This window comes from Chryseobacterium vrystaatense (assembly GCF_000737765.1).
Lineage (GTDB): Bacteria > Bacteroidota > Bacteroidia > Flavobacteriales > Weeksellaceae > Chryseobacterium > Chryseobacterium vrystaatense.
Window position 1 is genome coordinate 134,493 of sequence record NZ_JPRI01000012.1, and the last position, 18,123, is coordinate 152,615.

Here is an 18,123-nt window from a genome sequence, read left to right on the forward strand (position 1 = left end):
GGATTAATATTCCCAGTCGGCTTCCGTTATTACTTTTCCGTTCATTCTTTCATGCAAGGCCTGGAAGACCACAAAAAGTACAGGAACTACGAAAATTCCTAAAACAGTTCCGAAGATCATCCCTGAAACAGCGGCATATCCGATCGAATGGTTTCCTAAAGCGGAAGGTCCTACCACAAAAAGCAACGGAAGCAGTCCTGCAATAAATGCTAATGAGGTCATCAGAATCGGACGCAGACGGGCTTTGGCCCCTTCCACAGCAGAAGCGATAAGACTTTTTCCTGCTCTTCTACGCTGAATGGCAAATTCTACAATCAGAATTCCGTTCTTCGCCAAGAGACCAATCAGCATGACCAGAGCAATCTGAACATAAATATTATTGGAAAGATCAGCCATTGTAATTCCTACAAATACACCTGATAAACCGACAGGAATTGCGATCAGTACAGCAAATGGAAGCACATAACTTTCATACTGTGCCGACAGAAGGAAGAATACAAAGACGATACACAATCCGAAAATCATTACTGACTGTGAACCTGCCGTTACTTCTTCACGGCTCATTCCTTTATAATCATAAGTATATCCCGGAGGAAGTACCTGCTTGCTCACTTCATCAATGGCAGCCATCGCCTGTCCCGTACTGAATCCCGGAGCCGGCATTACCGTTAAGTTGGAAGAGTTGAACAGGTTGAAACGGTCTACCACTTCCGCCCCTGTTACCTGTTTCAGACTTACCAGGGTATTGATAGGAACCATTTCGCCTGAATTATTTTTAACGAAAATCCCGTTCAGTGATTCTTTATCTTCTCTCATTTCCGGCGTAGACTGAACCAGTACTCTGTAATATTTCCCGAACCTGTTGAAATCCGAAGACTGAATACTTCCGTAATAGCCCTGCATTACTCCCAGGACATCAGAAACAGCAACTCCAAGCTGTGCTGCTTTTACTTCATCTACAAGAACTTCAAACTGCGGATAAGTCACATCAAAGGTTGTAAACGCCACCGCTACTTCCGGTCTTTGCATCAATGCACCCATCATTCCGTAAGAGATGTTTCCTAAGTTTTGAAGGTCACCGTTGGTACGGTCCTGAAGCACAAGCTCCATACCGCTGGTATTTCCGAAACCATCTACTGTAGGGGTATTGATCACAAGGAAATTCGCTCTTTTATCCTGGGAAAGTGTTCCCTGAACCTGTCCGATAATGTCATTGATATTACTTGATTTCCCTCTTTCTTCCGTCTTTTTAAGTTTAACGAAAATAGAAGCTGCAGAAGATGACATCGATCCACTGAAAAGGTTCAGTCCGTCCACCGAAATCACTTTTTCCACGGCCGGGTTTTTCATCAGAAGATCTTCAGTATCAGAAACTACTTTGGTAGTTCTGTCTTTGGATGCTCCCGGAGCAAGATTGGCTGTTACGATAATAAAACTCTGGTCTTCATCCGGAATAAATCCTTTTGGAGTGGTCATAGACATCCAGACAAACAATCCTCCGAAAGCCACAATGATGATCCCCGCAACCCATTTTCTTTTTAATAAAAACAGGATCGCTTTTCCATAACGGAAGGTCAGTTTATTAAAACTTGCATTGAAACCTGCAAAGAAACGGTCTTTGAAATTCATTTTCTCATGGGTACCCGGATGATGCTGTTTTAGAAATATAGCACACAATGCCGGGCTTAATGTCAATGCATTTATTGCTGAAATTACAATTGCAATCGCTAAGGTCAGCGCAAACTGCTGGTAAAATAATCCTGTAGAACCGCTCATAAATGCTACGGGAACGAATACCGCAGACATGATTAATGTAATGGAAACAATTGCACCTGTGATCTCACTCATCGCCGACATGGTTGCAGCCCTTGGATTGAGCTTTTTATGTTCCATTTTAGCATGGACTGCTTCCACGACGACAATGGCGTCATCCACCACAATACCAATGGCCAGTACCAGGGCAAACAACGTCAGGATATTAATAGAAAACCCAAATAAATTCATAAAGAAGAACGTTCCCACAATAGATACCGGAACGGCAATAGCCGGAATGAGGGTAGAACGGAAATCCTGCAGGAAGATGTATACCACGATAAATACCAGAATAAATGCTTCAATCAGTGTATGGATTACCTGATCAATTGACTGATCCAGCGCTTCCTTTGTAGCATAAGGAATTTCATAAGCCATTCCTTCCGGAAAGGATTTCTCCAGTTCTTTCATTCTTTCCTGAAGGGCAATCTGTACCTCATTGGCATTGGATCCTGCCATCTGGAAGATCGCCATCGTTACCGAAGGTTTCTTATTAAAATTGGAAGAAACCGTATAGCTGTACGCGCCAAATTCTACCTTAGCAACATCTTTTAGTTTTAATACAGAACCATCGCTCAGTGCTTTGATCGTAATATTTTCGTACTGCTCGGGCTCTGTGAATTTTCCTTTATAACGAAGCACATATTCCATAGCTTCCTTACTTCTTTCCCCGAATCTTCCCGGTGCGGCCTCAAGGTTCTGCGTCTGGATTGCGCGTGAAACATCAGACGGAGTAAGGTTGTATGATGTCAGTTTATTAGGATCAAGCCATACTCTCATCGAATAATCCTTGTTTCCGTAAACCATGGCATCTCCTACCCCTTTTACCCTTTTCAGATCAGGAACGATGTTGATTTTGGCATAGTTTTCCAGAAACAGATCGTCCATAGTACCATCCTTACTGGTCAGTGAAACCATCGCAATCATACTGTTCTGTCTCTTCACTGTTGTAATTCCGGCCTGAATAACTTCAGCAGGAAGCTGGTTCGTCACCTGGGCTACCCTGTTCTGAACGTTGATGGCAGCCTGATCCGGATCTGTCCCCAGTTTAAAGATTACGGTAATACTCAAAGTACCGTCATTACTCGCTGTAGAAGTAATATAATCCATATTCTCCACCCCATTGATGGCATTCTCCAAAGGCGGAGCTACGGATCTTGCAATCGTTTCAGCGTTTGCTCCCGGATACGCCGCAGTCACCATTACGGTAGGTGGGGCAATATCAGGAAATTTTGTGATCGGCAGGCTGACCATACCGACGATCCCCAGAATAACAAGCAACACGGAGATTACCGTTGCGAGTACGGGTCTTTTTATAATTGTCTTTAACATGATTTTTTCTTACGATTTTTTCGTTTGGGCATTTTTCTTCTGAGCGACAACGGGTGTTCCCGGCTGCAGTCTGTCGAAACCGGTGACAATATATTCGTCACCTGCTTTAAGCCCTTTTGATACTATAAAATTGTCACCTGCTTTTCCGGTTACCTCAACGGGAATCATAGCTGCCTTACCTCCTTTGATAGAAAATACAAAGATCTTATCCTGAATGGTTCTTGTGGAAGCGATTGGAAGCAAAACCACATTGCTGTAGAATTGATCCATTACAATTTTCCCTGTATTTCCGCTTCTTAAAAGATTATCCGGATTGTTGAATTTCGCTCTTAACGTGATGGAACCAGTGGTTTTATTGAACTGTCCTTCTACCGCATCTATCTTTCCGGTTTGAGCATATTTTTCGCCTCCTGAAAGTAATAAAGAAACCGCTGGAGTGTTTTTAATAATCTGATCGATATTACTTCCCGTTTGCTGTTTCTGGAAATTATTAAAGTCATTTTCACTCATGCTGAAATAGGTATACACCTCATGAATATCAGACAAAAGAGTAATCGGATCCTGGTTCGAAGGCGTCATTAAACTTCCCAGACGGTAGTTGAACCTTCCGATAAACCCGCTCACCGGAGCTTTGATGGTAGAAAAATTCAGATTGATTTTCGCTGATTCGATGGTAGACATCGACTGGCTTACAGCACCTCTTGCTGCATTATAAGCTGCTTCTGCTTCTTTCACCTGAATATCAGAAACCATCTTGTTTCTCAGTAATTCCTTTTTCCGGTCAAGATCGATTTTAGACGTCGAGAGGTTTGCCTGCGCAGTGATCAAAGCGGCCTGTGCACTTTTCATCTGCTCACGGAAGATCTGATCTTCTATTTTGAACAAGGGCTGTCCTGCTCTTACATAATCTCCTTCATCCACAAAGATTTTACTTAGATATCCTGTAACCTGCGGTCTGATCTCTACATTGGAGATTCCTTCAACTGATGCTGCATATTCTCTGGAAACAGAAGCGTCTCCCTGCTTTACCTTCTCTACCGGAAGTTCAGGAGCCTGCTGTTGAAAAGCCTGGTTTTGATTGTTTTTCCTGCATCCCGCCAAAACAATGAGCGAGAGGAAAAGTATAGTTGATTTTTGAATAAAAAATCTCTGCATAACAATATTCCTTTTAAATTTACGGGGCAAAATTCGCCCTAAAAAAATTCAATCGAAATACTCAAAAAACCCCTTGTTTTGTCAAAAAGACTCCTGATTTCAAAAAACATGAGAAATATCATTTAATCCCTTTAATAGAATACATAAATAACATAATTCCATTTTTTGTATCAAAAAATAACGAAAATTTAGCAAAAAGACATCAATCCAAAAATCTTAAATCCACAAATAACTGATTATCAATACAAATCATCTTTTTTGTATTCCAACGGCGACTTACCGACATGTTTTTTAAAGAATTTACTGAAAGACGCCTGATCAGAGAATTTCAACTGCACGGCCACATCATTAACATTGAGATTTGGATTTCTGAGAAGGAGTCTTGCTTCCACTGCCAATACCTGGTGAATAATATCTCTGGGAGCTTTGAACATGGTTTTATTGATTACTTTGGTCAGATATTTACGGCTGATGCATAGTTTATCTGCGTAAAACTGTACATTATGTTCATCTTTGAAGTGTTCCCTTACCAAAATAAAGAAGCTGGTGGTCAGTTCATCTTCACGGTGGGTAACCTGGTGAGGTTTTTCAATTTTTTTGAAGTAGTTGTCGATTTCATAAATCACCAGCGAAAAGTGATGCCAGATCATTTCATTGAAATAATAATTGTCTTTTTCAACATTGTTGAGTGCCTTCAGTTCATCAAGATGAAAATCCAGCCTTCTGTAAAGGTCAGGTTCATTCCTGATAATATGAGTGGGGTCTGACGAAAGGCTTTTCAGTACGTTATTGGATTTATAATTAAATCCTGCATCAGAAATAAAGTCTAAAGAAAAAAAGATATACTTAGCTTTATAATCATCTGAAATTTTATCTACCCAGAATACTTCAGAATAAGGACAGAAAATAATATCCCCTTTTGCTACATCATAACTCTTATCATCGAGCCTGAAACGGATATTGCCTTCCTGCACCATAAAAATACAGAAATAGTCTGACCGGTAAGGCGTATTGAGCTTTATTGCATAATTAGCCTTGTCGATCTCCATAATGACAAATTCTTTCACCCTAAGATCAAATTCCACTTCCCTGAGAAGCTCTTCAAAAGTAAATACGGATACAAATTCTTCGGGAACGGCTGTAAACTTTTTGATCATGAACAATGAATTAGCATACGAAATTAGGATATTTGAGTGAAAGGGACAAAAATCAAAAAGATTAAGCAGATAGAGAAAACTGCTGAATTTTTACAATTCAATAATCAGTTCTTTTTCATAGCCATTATATTTCTCATCAATATAGCCATGCGGGTTGCAGATCAACTGGGTTTTCCCGATATTGTATCTGCATGGCGTATGGATATGCCCATGAATCCAGTACAGCGGCTGATGTTCTGTGATGAAATCTTCCAGATTGGAGGCATAAGCAGCGGTCAAAGGATCTTCTTTATATTTTTCCGGGACAGACTTTATACTGGGTGCATGGTGGGTAACTACAATATTTTTTAAACCTGAAGAATTTTCCAGACTTTCTTTTAACCAAAGCTTGGAAAACTGATGAATTTTAAAGGTATCAATAGTACGCATTTTTGAATAGGAAGGATCTCTTCTGATCTTTTTATAATCATTCATTTTAGGCTGACAGATCATTCCGTACTGTAATGGATTTCCGAAAACAGAGAAGTCGGTCCAAAGCGTTGCTCCGTGAAAGCGGATACCGTCAATATCGACAGCTTCGTTTTCAAGAACAAAGACATTAGACCCTTCGGATGCCTGCTTGATTTTATTTAATGTTTTAGGATAGGACCCTTTGTAATATTCATGGTTTCCCAGAACATATACGACAGGTTTATTTCTGATTTCCGACTTGATCCACTCAATTCCTTTTGTTCCAAGATTGACATCTCCGGCCAACACGACAACGTCTGCATGGTCAAAACATAAATCAGTCGATCCGAATTCCCTGTGAAGATCACTGATGATCTGTATTTTCATTTTGCTAAAATAAAAAGAACCGGCAAAATAATGCCGATCCTTTTTCATATAGTTGGTATATTTTAATTTATCTATTCTTTTGCCTTGAAACAAAATGAATAATAATTTATTTGCTTTGAAATTGTGAGTTTATATTTGTTTATGAAACAGCTATTTCAGCCTGTCTGATTCTTAAACTTTTAACAATAAAATACAGCAGCATTCCCAGAGCCAGCAAAGCATATCCTACGAGGATAATCAGGCTTAAATCACCCACTGCATATTGAGAAGGGAAAATCTGACTCATTAAGGTCATGAACGAAAGTCCGATTCCTGCTCCCAGAAAGTAGCTGGTAGAGCTCAAGCTGGATGCCACTCCGTAATCCGAAGGCTCCACGTCCTGAATACCCATTACCGACAGTGCTGTAAAACAGAATGTCATTCCTATTCCTGAAATACATGCAGCTCCCAGTAAGACCAGCGTCAGCGGATGCCCCGTATAAACAGAGATCATCAAAGACAATGCTCCGGCCAGCATAAAGCTCCAGCCAAAGACACCCATTTGGGAAGAGCTCAGTCTTTTGGAAATATGAGGCAGTACAAATTTCGCTGCCAATGCAGACATGATACTGAATGGCACTAACATCAGCCCTGCAGAAGCTGCACTATGTCCCATATCTTTCTGAAGCATAAGTGATATAAGAAACAGAAATCCTATAAAAAAGGCTCCCAATGTAAAGAAAACAGCGTTAGATACCATCAGTGATCTGTGTTTCAACAACTGCAGATCGATCAGCGGCTGAGCTACGGACTTCAACCGTATCAATACCGCAGCCAAAAGCAAAACAGCGAGGACCAGAGAACCAATAATCATCATCGGATTTTCTTTGATATGAACCAGTTCATGGGTTCCATATGTAAGACTCAACAAGCCTAAAACAAGCAGCATCCCTGATATCAGATCAGTCTGTTGCCCAGCTTCACTTTTTTCATCTGCAGGCAGATACTGGTAAGCAAAGATCAGAGTAAGTAAAAGAATAGGAACATTGATGAGAAAAACCCAGTGCCAGCTCAGATAAGTACTGATAATCCCTCCCACGGAAAGTCCGCTTCCGGAACCTATTGCTGCAAATGAACTGAAAATTCCGATCGCCCGGTTTCGCTCCTGTTCTCCTCTGAATGTATTGGTCACAATGGACAATGCTGAAGGCATGATGAAAGCAGCTCCCAATCCCTGAAGGGCACGGAATACTGCCAGGACTTCAAAGCTTTTGGACAATCCTGCGCCTAATGAAGTCAGCATAAAAATAAGGGCTCCGATAAGGAATATTTTCTTTCGCCCGATCTGATCAGAAAGTTTTCCGCCAATGATCAGAAAACCTCCGAAAAACAATACATAAAGGGTTTGCAGCCACTGTACGGTCTCGGCTCCAATATGAAACTGTTCCTGAATAGAAGGAATCGTTAAATTAATAATGGCAATATCCAACGCCTCTACAAAAGTTCCTACCGATGCTAATATTAATATTAAATTTTTCCTTGTACTCATGTATTCAAATTTACTGCAAAATTAATTTTAAAAGAACATATTTAAAAATTATATAGTAAATTTGGAACAAATTATCTACTAAAGCATAATATAAAGAACAAATACACTTTTACACTGCCTAACAAGCCTAAAAACAGAACAAATGACTGCAGAACATTATACTCCGGACGAAAAAGATCTTTCTATCCTGCGCCTGCTCCAGAAAGACGCCAAAATGAGCATCCGTGATATTTCGGCAAGAATCAACTTAAGCCCCACTCCTACCCACGAGCGTATTAAAAGGATGGAAAAACAGGGAATCATTAAGGAATACACCGCCGTTGTGGACCGTAAAAAAGTGAATAAAGGTATGATGGTGATCTGTATGATTGCTTTAAATGTCCACAATAAGAAAACAGCAGGAAAATTCATCGAAGAAGTAGGCAGACTGAAAGAGGTCGTAGAGTTTTATAACATCAGTGGAGATTTTGATTTCATGCTTAAAATCCTTGCCCCGAATATGGATGATTTCCATGAGTTTTTCGTGAATAAGCTTTCTGAAATTGAGGGGATCGGACAGACGAAAAGCATTTTTGTTATGAGCAGTATTAAGGAAAGCGCTCAAATTCTGTAGCCTTACAATCTAAATTCAACTGTAGTATTTTTCTTGTTGCATCCAAAACGTTAAACTAAAGATATAGCTGTTTTAAAAACCTAGCGAAAACGATCAAAGCATTATAAATAATCCTGTAAATCTGCGAAAGCACTCTCAATCCAGTAAAAGTCAACACATTTAAGAATCTTTTAATATTTTAATTTTTTCTTTATGAAACGTATTCAGTAAATTGAAGTTTCATTTAAAATAACAAAATATGCCCTGGAATCCCGACGTTTACAATCAATTCAAAGATATCCGTTTTAAACCGTTTTATGATCTTGCAGAACTCATTACCGATGAAAAGGAAATGAAAGCTGTTGACTTAGGTTGCGGAACGGGTGAACAAACCGCTATCCTAACGGAAAAATTAACGAATGCTGTATTTACAGGAATCGACTCTTCTCCCGAAATGCTTGAAAAATCCAAAGCTCTGGAAAACGGGCGCCTGCATTTCAGAATTTCTACGACGGAAGAGATGCTGGATGCTGATGAAAACTGGGATTTGATTTTCAGTAATGCAGCGCTTCAATGGTCAGATAATCATCAGGAGCTCTTTCCCAAACTGATCTCCAAACTGAAAATCGGCGGTCAGCTTGCGGTACAGATGCCTTATCAGCCAGGAAACACTCTGAACAAGATTCTTTTTGAACTGGCACAGGACGAACCTTTCCGCACACAGCTCAACGACTGGAACCGTCCTTCCGCCGTGCTCACCATCGACGAATATGCACAAATCCTGTTTGATAATGGAATTGAGGATCTTAATCTGTCACAGAAAGTTTATCCTATCATTGCGGAGAATCATGATACCCTGTTTAATTTCATCTCCGGATCGGCATTGATTCCCTATCTGGAAAGACTTGACGAGGAACAGCAGAAAGCCTTTACCTCAGAATTTAAACAGCGTATTGAAAAAAACTTCCCTAAACTTCCTGCTATTTATGCATTTAAAAGGATTCTTCTTTACGGAAGGAAAAAATAAAAAAAGCCCTGCTTATTATGAAAGCAGGGCTTTTTAAACTGTTTTTACACCCATTTTATTTCCAGTAATTCCAGACCGTTCCATCAAAAACTGCGAACGTCTTGCTTGCTGTGTCATAACAGATCATTCCGGGATATGGATTTTTCACATTAAGATGTGGTGCGGATATTTTAGGAAGAACCATCGCCTTGTCAGGTGATTCCAACACGAGGACACCGTCTGCACTGCCTTCCTGAATCCCTATCACTACCCCATTACCGGTTTCATTTGAAGTATTGGGAGTAAGTGTTGAAGAATTACCGGTATCACTCAATGATTTCCAGACATTGTTTTCATACACTTTTACTTTATCGTCTGAAGTGTCAAAAATAAATGTTCCGTTAGCTGGACTTCCGGCAGGAAAACCTTCTGTAGCAGGAAGAATCAAACCTTTTGTATTGGACGCCGTATTATTGAAATCCAAAATAGTACTGTTTCCGTCCACAGTTTCTTTCCCTATAGCAACCTGCGCACTAAAAGAATTAAAAACCATCAAGATCAGCACTGTACTTATATTTTTTAAATGTTTCATACTATTTACCCATTAGATTAATTGTTACAGCTTTTTTCGATACACTTCCATTGAGTTCCATTATACAGTTTCACACACCTGTCCTGGATGTCGTATACCAGCATTCCTTCTTTTGGCTCTGCAACAGCATCACCGGACTGAGGAACTGAACTCACATGCTGTACCCTGGTAATTACGAAACCTTTTGTTTTGGATTGAAGAGCAAGGAAACCATTGGGGATATTTCCGGGCCAGACATCAGCTTTCTGCTGGATGGTGATTCCCATTTTGGTATACCCATCAGGAGTTCCTGAAATACCTGGCTGAGTACATACATCATCCAGCTCATGAACGACCTCATCAGCAAAACCACAGGCAAACTTATCATCCGGAAGTCCCGCCGGCCATAAAGCCGGGCACAAAGCCTGAGTGGCATTAGGTCCGCAGAAAGCAGAATTTCCAGGCAGCAGTCCCGTTACCGTATCCATGGCAATAGCGATGATCTGACTGTCATTGCTGAGCACTGATGTTCCTCCTCCACTCACCTGTGCTTTCGCAATGCAATATGCCTTCCCCAAAGGAGCTCCTATATAATTCACAAAAGGATAGGTAGTAGACTGCTGGTTGAAAGTTCCACATATTTCCACCACGCTGTAAGTTCCCATCTCGATGGTAGACATTGATCCGGGATACGTTCCAAAAAAAGTAGGATCACCCTGAGACACTGATCCTGTAAGGGAAAGATATGCCTTTGTTCCCAGTTTTATTTTTGAGCTTTTCTTACTCCCGAACTCACCTATCAAAATAGCTCCCTCCGATTTTACACTGCCCGTATCACCAATCTCCAACTCACCACTTACCGTAATTCCCTTTACAATAAGCGCCCCGCCGGGCTGGATGATCAGAACGGCACCTTGAGGAATAGTAATATCATTAACCAAAGTAAGATTTCCAGTCAGACAATAAGTTTGTCCAGGGTTCATCGCCTGGCCTGTATACGGAGTACATTGCGCGTCTGCAATACCGTAAAAAAGAACCATTAACAAGAATGCGAATTTCTTATTAATGGCGCTAAAATTTAAATTATTCATATGATTTTACAATAAATTAATATTTTTTACATAATATAAGAAGTTAAAAATATTTTTTATACAACAAATCCCATTGAACAATTAACATACCAAAGTGACTTTCTGGAATCTCATTTGTTTCATTTAAAGTTGAATTATTCTAACCTTTTCCACCTAATGGTATGAGTTTAAATGGATATGAAAAAAATGATTTAATTTTTTAAAACTGAAAATAAATTATTGGCTGGCAGACTCGCTGTTTTTTCTTTTGATAAGGTTTTAGGAAAAAAATCAAATATCCCCGACAATAAAAAAAGAAGGTGTTCTTATCAGGGAACACCTTCTTTATGGATCGGAATGGATGAGTCGATTACCTTAAACAGATCACCGAAGCGATCCCGGTTTCTGATAATTGGGAATCTTCCTCAGCGTATCGGTCATCACTGTATCCTGCCCTATGATTCCAAAGCTTTTTTCATTTAAAGAATAGAGATGGGCTTTATAATCCTTTCTCTGATGCTTATAATAATCTTTGATCGCTGATGGATTTTCTTTATAAATAATGTTGATCAGGCTGTCTATTTTTATGCCGGATACTGCTTTTTTGGCAACCAGCCGCCAGTCGTTTTCATTGAGATTATCGTTAGGAAAAGGATTGAGTTGGGCAGCAGGCAGCACTGCCGGAGTTTCGGAAACAGCGGGTTCCTTAATCAGGGTATCATCGCTTTGATGATCCGCAACAGCAACCTTTTCTTCAATAGTAAAACCTCTTATTTTCCCTTGGTCCAATAATACTAAATAGCCGCAAATCCCAGCCAGCATTAACAAAAGAAGACTCCAGAAAGCTATTTTATATCCGTTTAAACCCCGTTTCTTATTTTCAGAGTGATCTCTTCTGAAATCTTCCAGATCATTTCCCAACGGCGGCTTTACATTTCTCTGAGGAAATGGGGATGCCGGTGAGATTGAATTCAACGCTCCGAAATCTTTACCCTGCCGGATTTTATCTGCAAACGTTTTTCTGCTTTCCAAATGCAACTTTCTGACTGCCTCCACCTTTCCATCTGATTTTAAGGTATTGATCAGGGTATCCATTTTTGCTGCATATTGGTCGAATTCATTATGAATGACAGCGATTCCACTTTTTGATTCGCTGATTTTCTTTTCATTTTCCTGATGCCTTCTTTCATTCTGGCTAATTTGCCGTTCCAAATCATCAATAATCGTTTTTTTGTCCCCTTTCAGGTTTTCTTTTTCCTTTTCAAGATCATGGATAAATGACGTGACCATTCTTAATTTTTCTTCCTGAGACTTTTGAATTTCACGGTCAAAACCATTCAGGTCTACAATTTTAAAAATACCTTTATGCTGAACAAATTCCGCGACCTCACGGCTTTCGGTAAAGTAGATCATATCATATGCAGTCAGCAGGCCTAAAGCCTTACTAAAAAGCGTCTGCAACTGAGATGCTCCGGTCCCGGTGTATACCATCAGGTAATTATTTCCGGATTGGGATACTCCCAGGCTTTCCACAGGCCGGGCATTCAGATTGATCTTATCATAGTCCTTTGGCATATGGATAGAAAATTTATCGGAATGGTTTATGGCAATGGTACCATCATCCACATTATGCTTTTCCAGATACTGATGAAATTCCTCCAGAACATCGATGGTCAGGCTTTCGGGAGCTGTTTTATCTACAAAAATAAGACTAGACCCTATGAATGTACCGCCACGCTGGGAGTTCTGCTCCTTTGCAAAGCTATAAACCGTATAGGAAACGATGCACGAACTGCCCGCAGACTCTAAACGCATTCCATAAACCCTGCTCCCCGGAAAGAGCTGGACAGCATCTGTTTTCAGATCAAAGGTTCTGATGTGTTTCACGGTCTCTGCATTTCCGCCCAGAAAGTAGGATTGACGGAAGCCGTTCGGGTTTCCAAAGGTTCCGAACGCAGAAAAAAAGTAAGTACTGTCCATCAATTCGTAAAGCTAAATTTTAAACGTTCCCAGAATGTCCCTTCATAATCCAGATCATATCCTGTAATGCTTCTGTAAAGCCATTTGGACAAAACTTCGGCGGTAGAAAGATTGAGAAGATTGACCCGCTCCTGCCCTATCGCATTCTGAACGCTTCCTATGGTGTAGTACGATTTGCTCAGTCCGTAGGTATTGATCCTTTGAGCAGTCATCGGCAGACGTTCGGAAATAAAGTTTTCAAGTTCTTCTGCATTTTCCACATCCATCCTTCCTGACCGGTCCCATTTTGAAATTACCAGTACAGCATTTACTGATTTTAGATTTTTTCCTTTTCTTTCAAGCTCATCCAGAAATTCATTGATAAGGCTGTCTTCTTTATGGGCAGAATCATAACTGGTAACAATAATGAAGGTAAGCGGCACATTGGCATTCAGAAATGATTCTATGCTGCTGTGATAATTGCCTCCCCTTCTGATCTCATTGTGATTTTCCCCGGAAGTCTCCAGAAAGGTAAGATCAATGGGGAGTACTTTTTTGGATTTATTATTGGGTTCAAAAACAAGATCAAGGCGGGTGACCTGGTCTCTTGTTGATCTGCCCGGCAAAATACCCTGCCTTATGTTTTCAAAAAAATCAGACAGCAGTACATTGGCTTCCTTACTGTTTGGTGTTCCAAGTTTGGGTCTTAACACGCCCGCACGGGATTTGAGGTAATAGAGCATGGAAGAAAGAATCACCGATTTTCCTGAATTGGCAGTTCCGAAGAAAAACACAAAATTGCTTTCCTTATTTTTGATATCATTGGAAATGGTAGTTGCAATGGGAATAAAGTCGTCCTGAATCTGATGATCATCATCAAACGACAGCGGTTTCAGCATTTCCTTCGTTTCCTCATCAAAAGACAAAGGTTTAAATTTTTCGTTAAAATTATCCATGATTTAGTTATTTGGAATTAAAGTATTGCCACTTCTTTTGTTGTTGAAAACACTGCCTCTGTTGTTTCTGTTGTTATCGGGACCGGTCACCAGCAAGATGATAATGACAATCACGAAATCCAGTAAAATACATCCTGCAAGTACCACAAACTGATACATTCCGAAGTGTTTGATCGCGTGTTCAAATGCAAAACCGATCTTTCCAACTTCCTGAGTCTGGGAAACGACAGGTTCAAAATGTATTTTTTCATTTCCTAAAACGGTCTGTGCCCTGCTTCCCAATTTGTTGTACTCAGCGAGAGATTCATCAATGATCCCCTGCGACAGGACATCTTTGTCTTTTTTGGACAGCAGCAGAAGCTCCTGGATATTCTTATTCCACTTTAATGTTGCATTATTGATATCCGTTTTCAATGCCTGCTCTTCCGGTGACAGATCGGAAATCATATTATCAATCTGACGTCCCATTCTTTCCGCCAGATCTTCATAATCACTGCCTACGGGTGTCAGATGATCCACTTTCTGGCCGGTCAGTTTTTCGATATCCCTGATCAAAGCCTGTGCTCTTTCGCCAATTCCTTTATTCCCGGGGTCTTTGATCTGCTCCATCATCTGCTTCTTTTTGATCTCAATATTCTGGGCGGTCATTTTATTGTATTTATAGCTCAGTTTAGATTCTATATTATTTTCGAGTTCTGTATAGCTCTTATTGATCAGCCTGAGTTCGTCGGTATAGATATCCGTTTTCATGAATCTTGTATAGAGGGCGTTAAAGTTTGCAATGAAGCAGAAAGAAGCGATAAATACATAGATACCTACAAGGCTTCCCGTAGGTTTGCCTTCCAGCTTGGCATTCCGGAGCATCCAGCAAAGGAACAGGAGTAAGAGAGATAATACCAGAGCAATCACAAATGAGGCAGGCCCGAAAATCTGCTGCAGCCCGAGCCAGGTCTGATAAAAGCTTACGCTGATGAGCAGCAGTGCGAGAATTCCTAAAAACAGATCTGCAGGAGTCGTCTTTTTATTCATAATGTTTAAGTTATTGTTTTCGTTTTATAATGTTCGAAACTACAAACAACCATGAAAGAAAAATTACGGGAAGCCGTAAACCGTTTTTTTCCTATGTTTTGCAAAAACTGAGTTTAAAGATATCTAAAACTGGAATCTCCCTGCTGGAAAGCGCTGTCAACTAATTAGATTTTACAAATAAAAGCTATAGAAATTAAATATAATATAAACTATTCCTTTTATCATTGAACTAAATTCAATTATTAAATTTATAAAAATCACTTTGAAGTGATTAATATTCAATTCAGATGATTATATTTCATACTTTAGTGATAACTAAAACCATCAAAATTCAATATTTATGAAAACATCACTATTATCCATGAAAAATGGTCTGGCAGCCGGTATGCTGCTGTTAACAGGAATTGCGAGTGCTCAACAGTGGCAGATTACCGGAAATCCAGGAATTACTACCGCCAATTACGCAGGAACCGTGGATCAAAGGCCTTTTTATCTGAGAACCAACGGAGCTACTGCCAATCCGGGACAAGCGATCCTGAACGAAGTAGGTTCATTCATCGTTGATGCCGTCAACAACTCCAATACGGCTAAAGTAAAAGGAAGTCTTGTAATAGGAAGCGGCAATATCCTTGGAGCTCCTGCCGGGAGTTCTCTGGTGAGCGGTTGGGAAAATGACCTCAGCAATGGCGGAGGCGCCAATATCGTAAGCGGACAGGCCAATGCGGTGTTGAATGGCTCAAGTAAATCTGTAGCGCTGGGCTGGAAAAACATCATCAGAAATCACAATCAGTTTGCCATAGGCGTGGGCATTGATCTTCGCGATGTGTATTCCGGAGGATTTGGAATTGACCTGGCAGCAACCGGAAACCGTTCTTTCGTGATCGGAGCCGGGAACGGAAGTGCCAAATTGACGAATAATATTCCTTTATCCATTATGCTTGGGCTATCATCTACCTCTACGATGCTGATTAAGGATAAAGCCGTGGGTATTCTCACCCTCACTCCTACTGCCAATTTTCATACGGTAGGTACCGTAAGACATGAAAACCTTCCTACAGGAAGCGGTCGTGCCTTGGTTGTGGATCCTGCCGGAAATGTAATGGTTTCCAATACGCCTCTCAACAGAACCGCTGACTCTGATGACACCATCCAGCAGCTGGAAGACCGCATCAAAAATCTGGAAAACACGGTAGAAGAACTTAAGAATATGCTTATGAATAAAGGAACTTCATCTGCCATCAGCTCTTCTTCAGATATCGCCAGGATTTCTCAAAATGTACCCAATCCTGCTAAAAATGAAACCAGCATCAGCTATTACCTTCCCCAAAATGTAAAATCGGCTTCCCTTGAAGTTTATACGATTTCCGGCCAGCTGGTCAAATCACTTCCCCTCCGTGAAAAGGGAAACGGGACGATCATTATTTCCGGGTCCGACCTTCCCGCCGGCAATTATGTTTACAAAATGACAACAGACGGAAAAGTGACGGGTTCTAAAAAAATGCTAATCAGAGATTAGATTCTTGATATATTATTTTCAAAAGGACGGCTGGAGGAGAGATCTTTCAGCTGTTTTTTTATGTATTATCATCCATCAGAATTATAGTCAATTCATGTCAACTCACACCCAATCCGGTTCTTTATTCCTTTATTTTGGGTCTTCTTTTATAATTAACCAAAACATAAATTAAGAAACCAACCAGCCAGGCTCCGAATACAACGCCAAGTAAAATCATGCTAATCGACGGATGAAGATAATTGGGTTCATAAAATAACCGCTCCAAAGTTGTAAATTTTTCGGCCAATGCATTTCGGTCGAAATTATTTCTGATTCCACCGTCCACCAGTTCATTATTGTGGTCTTTATAATAGAAAACATCTTTGGCCAGATCTTTAGGAATAATCTGAGTTTCTATCTTATATTTTTTCAATAGGGTATTCAACTTCTGGAAATTGGATACCAACGAATCCTGCTTGTATTTGTAAATCAATTGGTATCGCTGTACTGCTGCATCATACTGTTGTTTCTCTTTCGGAATTCCTTTTATGGGTTTGTATAGAGTATTATTTTCAATAAATATGCAAATATCTTCATCATATCCCGGATCAACCTCTTGCCCCCTGTAGATTATTTGAGTACTGTCTTTGATGACATTTTTCTTAATGACCCGCTCTAAGAGTTCTTTTTTATCAAAACCTATATGACCCAACAGGTCACTTGTGGCAGTGGAAATTTTATTTAAATCAGCAGTCAGCATTTTTAAAGTATCAATGCTGTAATATTTAGATTCTACATTGTAATACTGATCAACAATCAAGGTGCTGTCCACGACCTCAATAACCGGATAAGGCTTCGGATATAAAATATTAACCGGATTAAATAATTTCTCTGAACTGTAGGAAGTATACCCATATAAAAATGGATGTAAAATATTCAACAAGGTTTTGTCTTTATTCAATTTTTTCTCAGACAGTTCCGATTTTAATTTTGCATTGAGACCAAAACTATAACTCACAAAAAACGTAAAACTAAAGAAAGAAATCAATAGCAATACACCTCCAATTTTAAGCAAATTAAGAAGAGCATAATTTTGTTTAGAATGATTTTTCAATAAAAATATCAGGAAGAAAAGTAAAAACAGTCCAGTTATAAAAAAGTGAGAAATGGATACATCATCATAAAATTTAAACCTGTAGAATTCTGTATAAATATTGATTTTCCCTATTCCCTCAAATTTAAAATAACCGTATAAAAAATAGCCCAAATGAATGAACAATAGTACTCCAAAAGATTTTGCAAAGAATTGCATTAATTTTTTATCCATATTTTATTTTGAGAAAGTGATTCTCAAATATAAATAATCCATTTCAAAATTCATTGGAATGAAGAATATAAATAAAAATCATGCATTACGTTAATCTAAAACAATCAATCGTTTTCTAAATTTCTTACTTCTTCTCCTGTCCCTATCATTTTTTCTCTTCCTTTTTTTACAGAAACGGCAGGACGTATTATCATTTGACGGACCTATATCCCAAAGCATTTCATATTGATGAATGAAAACAGTTGGCTTACCGAAGTTATCAAATGGTTTTACCAGATATTATTCGAGTGTTATTTT

Annotated in this window: 14 protein-coding genes; 3 read left to right on the plus strand and 11 right to left on the minus strand. The window is 39.6% G+C overall.

The window, feature by feature from the left end; genetic code table 11:
* Nucleotides 1-3: 3 nt before the first annotated feature.
* From IW16_RS22975 to IW16_RS22995, 5 genes are all read right to left on the minus strand, one after another.
* Nucleotides 4-3,144 carry an efflux RND transporter permease subunit gene (locus IW16_RS22975; protein ID WP_034750303.1) on the minus strand — a complete coding sequence of 1,047 codons (3,141 nt, stop codon included), beginning with the start codon at nt 3,142-3,144 and terminating at the stop codon, nt 4-6.
* 9 nt (nt 3,145-3,153) lie between these two features.
* A complete protein-coding gene (locus IW16_RS22980; protein ID WP_034750306.1) occupies nt 3,154-4,299 on the minus strand; it encodes an efflux RND transporter periplasmic adaptor subunit in 1,146 nt (381 codons plus the stop codon).
* A gap of 239 nt (nt 4,300-4,538) precedes the next feature.
* Nucleotides 4,539-5,456, minus strand: a complete 918-nt coding sequence (locus IW16_RS22985) for an AraC family transcriptional regulator (RefSeq protein WP_034750309.1) — start codon at nt 5,454-5,456, stop codon at nt 4,539-4,541.
* A gap of 90 nt (nt 5,457-5,546) precedes the next feature.
* Entirely contained in the window at nt 5,547-6,293 is a 747-nt protein-coding gene (locus tag IW16_RS22990; protein WP_034751304.1) for a metallophosphoesterase, read from the minus strand.
* Nucleotides 6,294-6,432: 139 nt separating this feature from the next.
* Entirely contained in the window at nt 6,433-7,821 is a 1,389-nt protein-coding gene (locus IW16_RS22995) for an MFS transporter (RefSeq protein WP_034750312.1), read from the minus strand.
* Nucleotides 7,822-7,963: 142 nt separating this feature from the next.
* On the opposite strand from IW16_RS22995, the gene IW16_RS23000 reads away from it, so the two are divergent.
* Nucleotides 7,964-8,434 carry an Lrp/AsnC family transcriptional regulator gene (locus IW16_RS23000; RefSeq protein ID WP_034750316.1) on the plus strand — a complete coding sequence of 157 codons (471 nt, stop codon included), beginning with the start codon at nt 7,964-7,966 and terminating at the stop codon, nt 8,432-8,434.
* A 238-nt stretch (nt 8,435-8,672) separates the two neighbouring features.
* Complete coding sequence (locus tag IW16_RS23005; RefSeq protein ID WP_034750319.1) at nt 8,673-9,440, plus strand: methyltransferase domain-containing protein; 768 nt, start codon at nt 8,673-8,675, stop codon at nt 9,438-9,440.
* Nucleotides 9,441-9,495: 55 nt separating this feature from the next.
* On the opposite strand, the gene IW16_RS23010 is transcribed toward IW16_RS23005, so the two are convergent.
* The 5 genes from IW16_RS23010 to IW16_RS23030 all read right to left on the minus strand — a co-directional run bounded on the left by IW16_RS23010 (nt 9,496) and on the right by IW16_RS23030 (nt 15,004).
* Nucleotides 9,496-10,011, minus strand: coding sequence for a hypothetical protein (locus tag IW16_RS23010; protein WP_034750321.1), 516 nt, complete (start codon nt 10,009-10,011; stop codon nt 9,496-9,498).
* Nucleotides 10,012-10,028: 17 nt separating this feature from the next.
* Entirely contained in the window at nt 10,029-11,081 is a 1,053-nt protein-coding gene (locus IW16_RS23015; RefSeq protein WP_131327967.1) for a hypothetical protein, read from the minus strand.
* Between the two features lie 363 nt (nt 11,082-11,444).
* A complete protein-coding gene (locus IW16_RS23020) occupies nt 11,445-13,040 on the minus strand; it encodes a BAR domain-containing protein (protein ID WP_034750325.1) in 1,596 nt (531 codons plus the stop codon).
* Nucleotides 13,040-13,975 carry a hypothetical protein gene (locus tag IW16_RS23025; RefSeq protein WP_034750327.1) on the minus strand — a complete coding sequence of 312 codons (936 nt, stop codon included), beginning with the start codon at nt 13,973-13,975 and terminating at the stop codon, nt 13,040-13,042. Before IW16_RS23025 ends, IW16_RS23020 begins: the two co-directional genes overlap by 1 nt.
* Nucleotides 13,976-13,978: 3 nt before the next feature.
* A complete protein-coding gene (locus IW16_RS23030; RefSeq protein ID WP_034750328.1) occupies nt 13,979-15,004 on the minus strand; it encodes a hypothetical protein in 1,026 nt (341 codons plus the stop codon).
* A 340-nt stretch (nt 15,005-15,344) separates the two neighbouring features.
* Between IW16_RS23030 and IW16_RS23035 the strand changes: the two genes are divergently transcribed.
* Nucleotides 15,345-16,520 carry a T9SS type A sorting domain-containing protein gene (locus tag IW16_RS23035; protein WP_084694606.1) on the plus strand — a complete coding sequence of 392 codons (1,176 nt, stop codon included), beginning with the start codon at nt 15,345-15,347 and terminating at the stop codon, nt 16,518-16,520.
* A 121-nt stretch (nt 16,521-16,641) separates the two neighbouring features.
* On the opposite strand, the gene IW16_RS23040 is transcribed toward IW16_RS23035, so the two are convergent.
* Entirely contained in the window at nt 16,642-17,826 is a 1,185-nt protein-coding gene (locus tag IW16_RS23040) for a hypothetical protein (RefSeq protein ID WP_034750332.1), read from the minus strand.
* Nucleotides 17,827-18,123: the final 297 nt, after the last annotated feature.

Coding starts and splice junctions, on each gene's coding strand:
- IW16_RS22975 (WP_034750303.1), bottom strand. CDS start 3,144: ATGTTAAAGACAATTATAAAAAGACCCGTACTCGCAACGGTAATCTCC.
- IW16_RS23025 (WP_034750327.1), bottom strand. CDS start 13,975: ATGGATAATTTTAACGAAAAATTTAAACCTTTGTCTTTTGATGAGGAA.
- IW16_RS22995 (WP_034750312.1), bottom strand. CDS start 7,821: ATGAGTACAAGGAAAAATTTAATATTAATATTAGCATCGGTAGGAACT.
- IW16_RS23035 (WP_084694606.1), top strand. CDS start 15,345: ATGAAAACATCACTATTATCCATGAAAAATGGTCTGGCAGCCGGTATG.
- IW16_RS23010 (WP_034750321.1), bottom strand. CDS start 10,011: ATGAAACATTTAAAAAATATAAGTACAGTGCTGATCTTGATGGTTTTT.
- IW16_RS22985 (WP_034750309.1), bottom strand. CDS start 5,456: ATGATCAAAAAGTTTACAGCCGTTCCCGAAGAATTTGTATCCGTATTT.
- IW16_RS23000 (WP_034750316.1), top strand. CDS start 7,964: ATGACTGCAGAACATTATACTCCGGACGAAAAAGATCTTTCTATCCTG.
- IW16_RS22980 (WP_034750306.1), bottom strand. CDS start 4,299: ATGCAGAGATTTTTTATTCAAAAATCAACTATACTTTTCCTCTCGCTC.
- IW16_RS23040 (WP_034750332.1), bottom strand. CDS start 17,826: ATGGATAAAAAATTAATGCAATTCTTTGCAAAATCTTTTGGAGTACTA.
- IW16_RS23020 (WP_034750325.1), bottom strand. CDS start 13,040: ATGGACAGTACTTACTTTTTTTCTGCGTTCGGAACCTTTGGAAACCCG.
- IW16_RS23005 (WP_034750319.1), top strand. CDS start 8,673: ATGCCCTGGAATCCCGACGTTTACAATCAATTCAAAGATATCCGTTTT.
- IW16_RS22990 (WP_034751304.1), bottom strand. CDS start 6,293: ATGAAAATACAGATCATCAGTGATCTTCACAGGGAATTCGGATCGACT.
- IW16_RS23030 (WP_034750328.1), bottom strand. CDS start 15,004: ATGAATAAAAAGACGACTCCTGCAGATCTGTTTTTAGGAATTCTCGCA.
- IW16_RS23015 (WP_131327967.1), bottom strand. CDS start 11,081: ATGAATAATTTAAATTTTAGCGCCATTAATAAGAAATTCGCATTCTTG.